We start from the raw sequence: 13850 nt of genomic DNA on the forward strand, positions 1-13850 counted from the left end.
CATTGAATGACTGCTTGGACTACCCCGCTCTGGTAGACATTCCCGGTATATGCTTGAACGACTGTTTGTGGCCGGTTAGCGACCGTCGTTGTGGTGAGTCAGCCTTGTTGTTCCAAACGTGGAGCCCCGTCGTGAACATCATCGCTGCCTGCTGCCGTCAACCCGGCTCCGCGCCTCGTCTCGCCGTATAGTGGCACGCCCGGCTGCAGGCGCCGCAAGGGGCCGAAGGCCAGCCCCAGGCTGGCCAGTAGCACATATGACAGGCCTGCCGCGGCAAACAGCAGGCTCAGGCCACCCACCTTGCCCGTTCCCAACAGCGGCGCCAGTCTGGCTTGCCACTCTCCGGTTTTGCTCATCAATGTGATCGCCCAGCCGTCGGCCAATGCGCCGGCGCCCAGGGCGCCAATGGGCATTGCCAGCAGGCAAACCATCTGCCGGGCCGATAAGACCCGGCCGAGGGCGTCGGCGGGCAGGCTGCGTTGCCAGAAACTCTGGTCGCTGCTGGTGCTCAGGGAAAAACAGCCGAACGCGACGAAGGCGGCCACATACAGCACCACCGGCGAAGCGCTGGCGCCGATAGTCAGGACGGCGGCGCCGAGCAGCAGGTCGGCTAGCAATACAGTGCGGATCAGCCGCACCGGCGGCCGGGCCACCACCCACAGCGAGCCGCCGAGCATGCCCAGGCCGCCGCAGGTCATCAGTGTGCCCAGCACCAGTACCGAGTGACGTTCCAGCACCAGTGGCGACAACAGCGCCGAGGCCAGGCCGAGCATCAAGTGCTCCAGCCCGAGGTAGGCCAGCAACGCCCACAGCGCCGGACGCCCACGCAGTACTGCCAGGACCACCGACGATCCGCTCGCGAAGTCGACGCGGCCCTGGCCGGTGCCGCGCACAGCACTGACGAACAGGCCGATCCAGACAAGGACGGTGGCGCATGACAGTACGGCGCCAAGGTCCAGCAACAGCACCCCCTTCACCCCGACGCTGCCCAACAGCAGCGCTGCCAGGGTGGGAGCGATCAGCTGCGGCAAGCCCACCATCAATTGCATCAGGCCATTGGCCCGGCCGATTGCCTGGGGGCTGCGCAGAATGCGCGGGATGGCTGCCTGACAGACCAGCATGCGCACCACCAGGGTGCTGGAGTTCACCGCGGCGAAGGCGTACACCTGCCAGCGGTCTAGGGCGTTGGATTCGAACAGCCACCAGAGCGCCAGCGCCGCCGCGCCGCTACAGGCTTCCACGCCCAACAGCAAGGCACGCGCTTCACAGCGGTCCACCAGCCAGCCGGCCAGCGGCGCCAGCACCAGGCCGGGCAAGGCTGACAAGGCGATGACCCAGGCGTAGTCGGTGACGCTTCCGTGTTGCTGCAGCAACCAGATCCCCAGGCTGAACGCCGCCAGGGCGGAGCCCAGGGTGGACGCGACCTGGGCGCCCCAGGCCCACAGCCAGGGGCGTAGCGAAGGTTCAATCGTCATGGTTCGGCAGCGCCTCGATCGCGGGCCAATGGTGGCGCAGCAAACCGGCGAGGGCCGGCGCCGCGCGGGACTTGAGAATCGACAAATGATTGCAATCCTCGAGCACTTGTCGCCTGCAGTCGGGGGCGAACGCTTCCCAGCGTCGCGTCGGGTCGTCCGGTTCGGCGCTGCGCTGGCCAGCCTCGACCAACACCACGGGCCCGGGGTAGGGTGGTGTTGGTTGGTACTGCGTCGCCAGGTTGGCCTGGAACACCCGCAGCGGCCCGCGCAACGCCTCGGCCCGGGCTTGCGCCGGCATCAGCCCGACCGCTTGCATGCTCGCCAGCAGTTGAGCGCATTGCTCGTCGACTTCGAGGCTGGCGAGGCGGTCGATGTCCAGGCCCAGGTCGCGCCCGGCATCCATCTCCAGCAAGCCGACGTAACGGGCCAGGGCGTGGCGCGCGTCGCTGGCCAGACGCGGGCCGGGCGCGCGGCTGTCGAGCAGCACCACGGGCGCCACCAACGCGCCCTCGGCTAGCAGTTGACGGGCCACTTCGAAGGCCAGCCAGCCGCCGAACGAATGGCCGAGCAGGTAATACGGGCCATTCGGCTGCTGTCTGCGGATCTCCTTCACATAGGCGCTAGCGGCCGCCTGCACCGTCCCGTGGGGCTCGCTGCGCCCGTCGGAGCCGCGGGCCTGCAGGCCGACCACGTTCAAGCGCACATCCAACTGCTGGATCAGCGGGACGAAGCTGGCGACGTTGGCCCCGGCCCCGGGGATCATGAACAGGCAAGGCGCCTGCGCCGCGCCGGTCTGCAAGACAAAGCCGGTACGGCCGTCGCGCGGTTCGTCGGCATCCCGTTCGGCCTGGCTCAAGGCCTGCTCCAGCGCTTGGGCCAGGTGTCGCAGCGGCTCGGGGTCACGCATGATCGACCAGTGATCACCCTCGATGCGTTGTTCCATCAGATCGTTGCCCAGCAGAGCCTGCCAATCGGCGCCAAGCCCGTTCGGGCTGGACAAGCCCGGCACAGGCGAAGTGGCACTGAACAAGTGCACCGGCAGGCCCAGGGGCGCCGGCCTGTAGCGGACCATGGCGTTGCGCAGGGTCAGGTTGAGGCGGGCGCGACGGTCCAGTGCCTGGCGGTCAAAGCCGCCGGGCAGCCAGCCGCGTTCCTGGGCCGTGGTGATCAGCGCATCGAGGTCGAGGCCTGCATGCCAGGCGTCCCCCGGTTCCTGGCCGTCCCCATTGCGCCACTGCTGCGTCAGATAAGCGAGCAGTTGCTGGCGCAGTGCGTCATCGTCCAAGTCCAGGGGCACCGGCGCGGCGCGCAGTGCGCCCGGCTGGCTGCTGTCGATCAGGCCAACGAACGCCACCGGACAGTCCTCGCCTCGCAGTTGGCGTGCCATTTCATAGGCCAGCAGGCCGCCCGCCGACCAGCCGGCGAGCCGGTATGGGCCCTGGGGTTGGACCTTGCGCAGCAGCGCGATGTAGCGCCTGGCGAGCGTCTCGTTGCTGATGCCTTGCTCCAGTTCGGCGGCGGCTTGCACCGCGTATATCCCCAGCGCCGGGTCCAGGTAGCGGGCCAGGCGAGCGTAGGGCAGCGCCTCGCCGGTGCCTTCGTGGATGAAGAACAGCGGGGCCCGTTGGTCCGTGCCGGCGCGGATACACAGTAGCGCCTGCTGGTCGATGTCCTGGGCATCCAGGGGCAGCACTTCACGAGCCAGTGCCGCCAGGTCCGCGGCGTTGAACAAGTCGCCCACGGACACGCCCAGGCCTTGTTCGCGCAGGGCGTCGAGCATTTGCACCAGCAGCAGCGAATGCCCGCCGAGGGCAAAGAAATTGTCCTCGCGACCCACCTGCTCGACTCCCAGCAACCGTGCCCAGAGTTGTGCCAGCAGGTTTTCCGTGGCGCCTTGGGGCGCGGCGTAGGGACGTTGCTGCAGGGCGTGCCGGTCAGGCGCGGGCAAGGCGCCGCGGTCGACCTTGCCATTGGCGGTCAACGGCCATCGTTCCAGTTGCACATAGGCGCCGGGTACCATGTGTGCTGGCAACTGTTCGGCCAGCGCCAACCGCAGTGACGCCGGCTCCAACTGGCGGCCCGGTTCGGCGAGCAGATAGGCGACCAGCCGCGGATCACCGGGTTCGTCCTGGCGTGCCAGGACCCGTGCCGAACGCACGTTGTCCAGCGCCGTGAGGCGCGCTTCGATCTCCCCCAACTCGATGCGGAAGCCGCGCACCTTGACCTGCTGGTCGTTGCGTCCCAGGTAGTACAGGGTGCCATCGCTGCTCCAACGCGCCAAGTCGCCGGTCCTGTAGAGGCGTTCGCCCTCGCCACCGGCAAAACGCGCCGGCAGGAATCGCTCGGCGTCCAGCGCTGGACGGTTGAGATAGCCGCGGGCCAGCCCTGGCCCGGCGACGTGGAGTTCGCCCACTACGCCGCGGGGCACCAGTTCGCCCCGCTCATCGAGCAGATAGACCCGCAGGTCGGGGATTGGCCGGCCGATGGGGGCCAGCCCGGCGTTGCAGTGGGCGGCATCGATGGGTTGGTAGGTGACATGCACCGTAGTCTCGGTGATGCCGTACATGTTCACCAACTGCGTGCCCTGGTTGTCCGGGCGCTCGAACCAAGGCCGTAGCGCAGCGCCATCGAGGGCCTCGCCGCCGAAGATGATGCAGCGCAGGCGATGGGGTTCGGCGCGGGTCTGCTTCATCCAGGCGTAGAAGGCGCTGGGCGTCTGGTTGAGTACGGTGACGCCGGCCTCCACCAGCAGCTGGTAGAAGTCTTCGGGGCTGCGCGAGGTCAGGTAAGGCACCACCACCAGCCGGCCGCCATGCAGCAGCGCGCCCCAGAGCTCCCAGACCGAGAAGTCGAAGGCGTAGGAGTGGAACAGCGTCCAGACGTCTCGCTCATCGAAGCCGAACCAGGCATCGGTGGCACTGAACAGCCGCAACAACGAGCGGTGCTCGATCATCACGCCCTTAGGCATGCCGGTCGAGCCGGAGGTATAGATGATGTAGGCCAGGTCGCGGTCGCTGGCGTGCGGATCGGCTGCCGGATCGGTGCAGGGCAGGTCGCGCCAGCCGCCGCGATCCGGGTCCAGGGAAAGGACTTCGCAACCGGCCGGTACGTGCAGTTCAACCGGCAGATCAGCCAGGGTCAACAGCACCCGCGGCTGGCTGTCGTCCAGCATGAAGTTCAGGCGCTGGGCCGGGTAGACCGGATCCAGCGGCACATAAGCGCCGCCGGCCTTGAGGGTCGCGAGAATGGCCATGGGCATGTCGAGGCTGCGTTCGACATGGATTGCCACGCGGCTGTCCGCGCCGACCCCCAGCCCACGCAAGCGATGGGCCAGGCGATTGGCGCGCTCGTTGAGCGCTCGATAACTGAGCCGTTGTTCACCGTACTCCACCGCAACGGCATCCGGGCGGCGAGCCGCCTGGGCCTCGAAACGCTGGTGCAGACGCTCCCCATTGGTCGTGGGGAGCGCCACGGCGGGGTTGAAGCCATGGAGCAGTTGCTCGCGTTCGGTTTGGCTGAGCAGGTCGATGTCGGCGACCGATTGACGGTCGTCCGCGACCATCGCCCGTAGCACCGAGAGCAGCGCCTGCCAGTGACGAGCCACGGTATCGGCGTCAAACAACGCGGTGGCGTAGTTGAAGCCGCCTTCGATCACGCCGTCCACCTCGTGTACATCCAGCGCCAGATCGAACTTGGCCGTGGTCACCGGCGCACCGACGCTTTCCAGATGCAAGCCGTTGCCCAGGTCCAGTTCGCCCGCCGGTGCGTTCTGCCAGGCCAGCATCAGTTGGAACACCGCGTTGTAGGCTTGGGAACGTGGCGGATTGAGCGCCTCGATGACCTGTTCGAACGGCAGGTCCTGGTGTTCCTGGGCGGCCAGCGCCAGGTCCTTGACCCGGGCCAGCAGGGTTTCCACCGTCGGGGCGTCGTCCACTTCGATGCACAGCGCCTGGAAGTTCACGAAGAAACCGATCAGTGGCTCCAGCTCGACCCGGTTGCGGTTGGCCACCGGCGAGCCGATAACCACCCGGTCCTGGCCCGAGAACCGGCTGACCACCACCGCCCAAGCCGTCAGCACGGTCATGTACAGCGTGGTGCCGTGGCGCTGGCCGAGGGCCTTGAGGCCGTGGGTCAGCTCAGCGTCGATGCGCACCGGCAGGCTGGCGCCGGCGTAGTCCAGCCGCGCCGGTCGCGGCCGGTCGGTGGGCAGGGCCACGCAGGTCGGTGCGTTCTGCAGGTGGCGGGTCCAGTAGGCACGCTGGCGTTGCAGTTCGTCGCCTTGCAACCATTGGCGCTGCCAGAGGCTGTAATCACCGTATTGGCGGTCCAGGGCCGGCAGTGGATCGACCCGCCCCTGGCTGAACGCTTGATACAGGCGGGAGAACTCGTCGGTGAGGATGCCCATGGACCAGCCGTCCGAGACCAGGTGGTGCAGCGTGACGAGGACGACGTGGTCGTCGTGGTCCAGACGCAGCAGGCTGGCGCGGATCGGCCATTGGCGGGTGAGGTCGAACGGCCGAGCGGCTTCCTCGGCGCAGATCGATTGCCAGTCTGTCGCGCCGGAGGCGCTCAGGTCCAAGGTCGTAAGGGCCAGCGCCCGGGGCAAATCGATCACTTGGCGCGCCTGTCCCGCCACACTGACGAAGCGGGTACGCAGGCTTTCATGCCGCGCGACGATGCGCTCCAGCGACCTGCGCAGCGCGTCGATATCCAGGTGCCCGCGCAAACGCAGGCCTGCGGGCATGTTGAAGGCTGCGGTGGAATCCGGATTGAGCTGCTGGATCAGCCAGAGGTTCTGTTGAGCGAACGACAGCGGCAGCGGCTGACTGCGGTCACTGGCCAGCAGCGGCCCCAGGCGGCTGCGCCCGGCGTTACCCAGGGCGGCGGCGAGCGCGTGCAGGCGTGGCTGGGCGAAGACCGCCGAGAGCGGCATTTCCAGGCCCAGTCGATGGCGCACCTTGGCCAGCAAGCGCAACGCCAGCAACGAGTGCCCACCCAGGGCGAAAAAATCATCGTCACGACCCACTGTCTCGACCCCGAGCAATTCGCACCAGATCGCTGCCAGGGTGGTTTCCAGTTCGCCCAGGGGCGCGCTGTATTGACCCTGGGCGAACGCATCGGCGGGAGGCGCCGGCAAGCGCTGACGGTCGACCTTGCCATTGGCAGTGATCGGCAGTGCCGGCAGTTGCACGAAGGCACTGGGCAGCATGTACTCGGGCAGGCGCTCGCTCAGTTGGCTGCGCAGGGTCAGCGGCGAGAGAGTCTCGCTGGCGCTGTAATAGGCCACCAAACGCGCCTGACCGCTGTCGCCCGGCAGAACGATCACCACCGATTCGCGCAGGCCGGGCAACTGATCGAGGCGACTTTCCACTTCGGCCAGTTCGACCCGGTAACCGCGGATCTTGACCTGGGAATCGTTGCGCCCCAGGTACTGCAGGGTGCCCTCGGCGGTCCAGCGTGCGAGGTCGCCGGTCTTGTACAGTCGCGCGCCGGGGGTGGTGTCGAAAGGGTGCTCGATGAAACGCTCGGCGGTCAGCTGCGCCCGGTTCAGGTAACCCTGGGCCAGGGCCACGCCGGCGACATGCAGTTCACCGGCCGCGCCCTGGGGTACCCATTGACCGGTGCCGTCCAACAGGCACACCTGGGTATTGGCGATCGGCCGGCCGATCACTGGCAAGTCCGGCCAGAGCGCAGGATCGCCGGACAGGGTGTGGGTGCAAACCACGTGGGTTTCGGTGGGGCCATAGTGGTTGTGCAGACGGGCCTGAGGATGAGCTTCGAACAGCGCGCGCAGGGCGCCGTTGATGCGCAGCGCTTCGCCAGCGACGATCACGTCCCGCAGCATCGGCAACGCCAGCGGCGCCTCGGCCCAACCGTCGGCCAGGGTCGCCAGGGCGATGTAGGGCAGGAACAGCCGCTCGATCCGCGCCTGCGCCAGCCATTGGGGCAGGCCGGCGAGGTCCAGGCGCTGGTTCTCGTCCAGCAGCACCAGGGTGCCCCCGGTGCCCAAGGTGGAGAAAATCTCCTGGAACGCCACGTCGAAGCCCAGAGCGGCGAATTGCAGGGTCCGCGCCGGACCGGGCAGCGCCTGGGCGGCCTGCCAGGCCAACAGGTTGCCCAAGGCCAGGTGGCCCATGGCGACGCCCTTGGGCGTTCCGGTGGAGCCGGAGGTGTACATGACGTAGGCCAGGTCATCCGGCCGCGGCGGCGCCAGTTTCGGCAGAACGGACGCCGGACCCACGGTGGCCGCCAGGCGAACCGACAGCGCCGGGCAGCGCTCGTCGAGCCTCAGGGCTTCGACCCGCTGGGCATCCCAGAGCAGCAGGCAGGGTTGGCAATCGTCGACGATAGCCTGCCGGCGGGCGATGGGCTGGCTGGGGTCCAGGGGCACGTAGGCCGCGCCGGTCTTGAGCGTGGCCAACAGGGCCAAAATCATTTCCAGGCTGCGGGGCAGGTGGATGGCGATCCGTTGGCCCGGGCCTGCGCCCAGCTCCAACAACTGCGCGGCGAGGTGGTTGGCCTGGCGATCGAGTTCGCCATAGCTCAAACCACGTCCATGCAACTCCACGGCAAGGGCCTCGGGCTGCTGCCGGGCTTGCCGTTCGAACGGCCGGTGGACCCAGCCGGCTTCGGGGAACGGCGTCGGGACCGGATTGAGCTGGTGCCACAGGCGCTCGCGCTCCCGGTCGTCCACCAGCGACAGGCGCGCCACTGGCTGGCGGTCGTCCAGGCAGAGTTGGCGCAGCACATTGGCCAGGTAGCCCCAATGCCGTTGCACACTGGCGGGATCGAACAACGCGGTGGCGTAGTTCAGTCCTCCGAGGATGCGTCCATCGGCCTCGTACAGCTCCAGGGACAGGTCGAACGGCGCGGTGATCTGCTCGCCGGCGACACTGGTCAGGCTCAGGCCATCGAGGTCCAGGGATCCGCGCGGCGCGTTCTGCCAGGCGAACATGAGTTGGAACACTGGACTGTGGGCCAAGGTGCGCGGCGGATTGAGCGCTTCCACCACATGCTCGAACGGCACGTCCTGGTGCGCCTGGGCCCCCAAGGCGTGCTCGCGGACCTGGGCCAGCAATTGGCCAACGTCCGGTTCCCCGCGCAGGTCGACGCACAGCGCCTGGGTGTTGACGAAAAAGCCGATCAGGGGTTCGACTTCAGCACGGGTGCGGTTGGCCACGGGTGTCCCGATCACTACCTGCTCCTGCCCGGCCAGGCGCCCGACCACCACGGCCCAGGCGGCCAACAGGGTCATGTACAGCGAGGAGCCGTGGCGCCGGCCCAGTTCCTTGAGCGCGGCGCTGGTGGATTCATCGAGGGCGACCGCCAGGCGCGCGCCACTGAAGTCCTGGCGCGGCGGCCGCGGCCGGTCGCTGGGCAGGTCGATGCGTGCCGGTGCGTCGCGCAGGTGCGCGAGCCAGTAGGCCAGCTGTTCGGCACCGCGCTCGCCGGCCAGCCACTGGCGTTGCCAGGCGGCATAGTCGGCGTACTGGATCGCCAGGGCCGGCAGCGGGTCCGGGGTGCCCCGGCGAAAGGCCTTATAGAGGGCCGACAGTTCGTCCACCAGCACGCCGATGGACCAGCCGTCGGCGATGATGTGGTGCAAGGTCAGGTGCAGCACATGGCGCTGGCCCTGCTGTCGAACCAGTAGGGCCCGCAGCAAGGGCCCTTCGCTCAGGTTGAACGGTTGCGCCGCTTCGGTGGCCAGGGCCGCCCGCGGGCCGGCGTCGTCGTTGGCTTCCAGGGTCAGGCGCGAGGATCCCCAGCGCGGCCCTGGCTCGATGACCTGCCGGACTTCGCCGTCCTGTTCAACGAACCGGGTGCGCAGCACCGCATGGCGCTCGACGATACGGGTCAGGGCTTGGTCCAGGGCGGCTTCGTCGAGTTCGCCATTCAGGGCCAGGGCGCCGCTGATGTGGTAGGCGGCGCTCGCCTGGGCGTCCAGGCGGCTGATGAACCACAGCCGCTGTTGGGCGAACGACAGCGGCCGTTCGGCAGTGTCCGGCAATACCGGGATCGCCGTCAGGGCAGAGCGCGCCGCGCCCGCCATCAGCGGGGCCAGGGCTGCAACGGTCGGGTTCGCGTACAGGGTCGCCAGGGGCAATTCCAGGCCCAGGCGCTGGCGCACCCGCGAGACCCATTGCACCGCCAGCAGTGAATGGCCGCCCAATTCGAAGAAATTGTCGTGCCGGCCGACCCGGGCGACCCCCAGCAGGTCGCGCCAGATGGCGGCCATGAGGGTTTCCTGCTCACCCCGCGGAGCTTCGTAGGCCTGGCTGCTCCAGGCCTCTTCACCGGGCAGTGGCAGGGCGCCGCGGTCGAGTTTGCCGTTGGGTGTCAGCGGCAGCGCGTCCAGCGGCAGGATGACCGCCGGTACCATATAGCCCGGCAGTCGGTTCGCCAGGGCGTCGCGCAGGGCCGCCGGCGCCAACGGCCCGTGGCCAGGACTGGCCACGGCGTAAGCCACCAGCGCCGGCTCGCGGCCATTGCGCGGGACCGCCAGGACTGCCGCCGTGGCCACTTGCGACAGCGCCAACAGGGCGCTTTCGATCTCCCCCAGTTCGATGCGGAAGCCGCGGATCTTGACCTGGAAGTCATTGCGCCCCAGGTAGTGGAGCTGGCCCTGGGCATCCCAGAAGCCCAGGTCGCCGGTGCGGTACAGTCGCGCCCCGGGCTGGTCGCTGAAGGGGTCGGCGAGGAAGCGTTCACGGGTCAGGTCGGGCCGCCGATGGTAGCCGCGTCCAACGCCAGCACCGCCAATGTACAGCTCGCCCGGCACGCCCACGGGCAACCGCTGCATGGCGTCATCGAGGACGTGCACTTGGGTGTTGTCGATGGGGCGGCCGATGTGTGGGACGAAGCCGACTTCGCGGTCCATCGCCGCCCAGGTCGAGTAGACCGTGGTCTCGGTCGGGCCATAGAGGTTGTTGACCTGACGCACGCGGCTCTGCTCGAACAGACGCTGCACCAGGGTCCGGGGCAGCGCCTCGCCAGCCAGGTTGACGTTCTCCAACGAGCCCGCCAGGGCTTCTGCGCGCAACAGCGCATCGAGGGCCGAGGGCACCGTATTGAGCAGGCTCAGCTCCGGACGCTGGTCGAGCAGGGCGAGGGCATCGTCCACCAGCTCCAGGGTGCCGCCGCAGGACAGCGGCGCGAAGCATTCGAATACCGACAGATCGAAGTTGATCGAGGTGCTGAACAGGCTCTGGCTGAGCACTTGCGGCGTGAAACTGCCCAGCGCCCAGTCGAGGAAATTGCGCGCGTTGCGGTGTTCGATCATCACCCCCTTGGGTTGTCCGGTGGAGCCGGAGGTGTAGATCATGTAGGCCAGATGTTGGCCTTCCAGCCCTAGGGCCAGCGGCCCGTCGCTGGTCGCGGTTTCGCTGCCGCGCAGCACTTCATCGATGTTCACGCGGTGGCAATCGTCGGCCAGCGTCAGTTCCAGCGGCGCGTCAGCCAGGGTCAGCACCGCCAGTGGGGCGCTGTCGTCGAGTATGTAGACCAGGCGCTGCGCCGGATAGGCCGGGTCCAGCGGCACGTAGGCACCGCCGGCCTTGAGCACGGCGAGCAGGGCGACGATCAGTTCCGGAGTGCGGCGCAGATGGATGCCGACCCGCGCCTCTGGTCCGACGCCCAGCGCTTGCAGGCGCCGCGCCAGTTGATTGGCCTGGCGGTCGAGCTCGGCGTAGCTGAGCCGGCGGCCCTTGCAGTGCACTGCAAGGGCCTGCGGGGTCTGCCGGGCCTGGGCCTCGAAGCGCTCGTGGAGCAGGGCACGCTGGGGCTGGGGACGCGCCGTGGCGTTGAACCGGTCCAGTTGCGCGAGTTCCGCTGGCGGCAGCACATCCAGGGTCCGGGCCAGACGTTGCGGGCTACTGTCCAGGGCTTGCACCAGGCTGGCGAGGGCTTGTTCCAGAAACCCCCGCGCCCGCTGCGCACCCACCGAACCGGCAATCTGTGCGGTGATGCCAAAGCCCTGGCCGAGGTCGTCCACCGAGAAGGTGAAAGGGTAGTTCGTGCGCTCGGCGGTGCTCAGCACCTGCATGCCGGTGACGCTCTGGTGAGGCGTGTCCTCCAGGCTGTAGCGAAAGTTCAGCAACGCGCAAAACAGCGGCGTCCCCGCCGGCACGCCACTGCAGCGCTGGGCCAGCGCCAGCGGCGCGTGCTCGTGCTCGAGCAGGCCCAGCAGCGCCTGATGGGTTTGCTGCAGGCTGTCGATTACCGAGGTCTGCGCGAAGCCGATGCGCAGCGGCAGGGTGTTGATGAACACCCCCAAGGCCTGGTCCGCCCCCTCGATCCCCTGCAGACGACCCAGCAACACGGTGCCGAACACCACGTCGGCGCGGCCCGTGGCCTTGCCCAATACCAACGCCATGGCCAGGTGGAACAGGCTGGCGACGCTCACCTGGTGGCGGCGTGCCGTTTGCCGCAGGGCCAGCGCCAGCGTCGGGTCGAGGACGCCGCGGGCTTCGTCCAGTGCACCGGTATTCTGCACGTCCAGCAGGCCGAACGGCGCGGTGGGTTCGCTGACGTCCGCCAGCATGGCTTCGAAAAACCGTTGTTGGCGGGCGCTGTCCTGGCCGTGTCGGGCGTGGGCGACGAAGGCCCGGAACGGCACCGGCTCGCGCAGTTGCGCGGCGCGACCCTGCTGGATCAGCACGATTTCCTCGACCATCCGCTCCAAGGTGGTGTGGTCCAGCACCAGGTGATGGTGCAGCACTTGCAGCAGCCAGCGTTGCCCGGCGGCGTCGAAGGCCTTGACGACCCGCAGCAGCGGCGCCTGGCGGATATCCAGGCGGCGCTGCCGTGGATGGGTGTGCGCCTGCAACTGGGCGAGGGCGTCGACCTCGGTGATAGGCAGCACCTCGATGGGCAGCGGCGCGTCACGCCAGACGACCTGCACCGGTTGTTCCAGGCCTTCCCAGGCCAGGGCGGTACGCAGGATGTCGTGGCGGGCGATGACCTGTTGCAGCGCCTGGCAAAAACCGTCCAGGCCGGCTTCGTCGTCGAAGGCCAGGGTGGTGTGCAACAGGTAGGTGTCGCCTTCTTCCTGCAGCAGGTAGTGGAAGAACAAGCCTTCTTGCAGAGGCGCCAGGGGGTAGATGTCCTGCACGTTGGCGGCGCCACCCTCGACCTGGGCCACGATGGCGTCGATCTGCGCCTGGGTCAGTTCCACCAGGGGCAGCAGCTCAGGGACGATACGACTGCAGCCAGGGGGTATCGCGGCCTGCGGTGATGCAAGCTCAAGCCCCGGGACCGCCGGACGCTGTGCCAGGCAGTCGGCGAGCGCGGCGACACTGGGGGCGCCGAACAGCGTGCGTACGTCCAGCGGCCAGCCCTGTACCCGCAGCTGTTCCACCAGTTGCACCGCCAGCAACGAATGCCCGCCGAGAGCGAAGAAGTTGTCTTGCCGACCGACCCGCGGTACCCCGAGGACCTCGGCCCACAGCTCGGCGAGGCGGGTTTCCACTGGTCCTTGGGGCGCTTCGTAGCGGTGCAGGGCGAAATGCTGTTCGTCGGGTTCGGGCAGGGCGTGGCGGTCGAGCTTGCCGTTGGCGGTCAGCGCGAAACCTTCCACCTGGACGAAAGCCGCCGGCAGCATGTAGTCCGGCAGCACGGCCGCCAGGCGGGCGCGCAGGGCGTTGGGCTCGTGCGTCTCGGTGGCGCTGAAGTAGGCCAGCAGGCGTTGCTGGGCATCGGCCAGCACCACCGCCTCGCTGATTCCCGGCAAGGCCTTGAGCTGGGTTTCGATTTCCCCCAACTCGATGCGAAAGCCACGGATCTTCACCTGGAAATCATTGCGCCCCAGGAACAGCAGCACGCCGTCGGCGCGCCAGCGCACCAGGTCGCCGGTGCGGTACAAGCGTGCCCCGGGCGCCTGGCTGAAGGGGTTGGCGACGAAGCGTTCTTCGCTCAGTCGCGGTTGGTTCAGGTACCCCAGGGCGAGCCCATCACCACCGACGCAGAGCTCGCCGGCCACCCCGATCGGCACTGGGCGGCGCTGTCCATCCAACACATAGACCTGGGTGTTGCCCACGGGCCGGCCGATGGGAATGTCACCGGCCAATGCATCCTCGAGGGTGATGGCGTGGGTGGTGGTGAAGGTGGTGTTTTCCGTCGGCCCGTAGCCGTTGAGCAGGTGCTGGGGCGGCGAATGGCGCAGGACCTTTTCGATGCGCCGCGGATCGAGCACGTCGCCGCCGACCATCAGGTAGCGCAGCGCGCCGAAGGCCGGCGCCAGGGCCTCGGCGTACTGATGGAACAGCCCGGCGGTGAGCCAGAGCACGCTGACTTCGTGGCGCAGCAGGTGCTCGTTGAAGCGGGCCGCGTCCAGCAGTGTTTCCCTGGGACAGACCACCAGGCAGCCACCGTTGAGCA

At 68.3% G+C, this 13850-nt stretch carries 2 protein-coding genes; both read right to left on the bottom strand.

Annotation, left to right across the window (positions count from 1 at the left end; all coding sequences use genetic code 11):
* Positions 1-98: 98 nt before the first annotated feature.
* Positions 99-1475 carry an MFS transporter gene (locus BLU85_RS28695; protein WP_092205165.1) on the bottom strand — a complete coding sequence of 459 codons (1377 nt, stop codon included), beginning with the start codon at positions 1473-1475 and terminating at the stop codon, positions 99-101.
* The coding region (locus BLU85_RS28700; protein WP_139212819.1) for a non-ribosomal peptide synthetase at positions 1465-13850 on the bottom strand (12386 nt) is incomplete at its 5' end. The genes BLU85_RS28700 and BLU85_RS28695, both read right to left, overlap by 11 nt.

This window comes from Pseudomonas sp. NFACC14 (genome assembly GCF_900106885.1).
Taxonomy (GTDB): domain Bacteria; phylum Pseudomonadota; class Gammaproteobacteria; order Pseudomonadales; family Pseudomonadaceae; genus Aquipseudomonas; species Aquipseudomonas fluorescens_AA.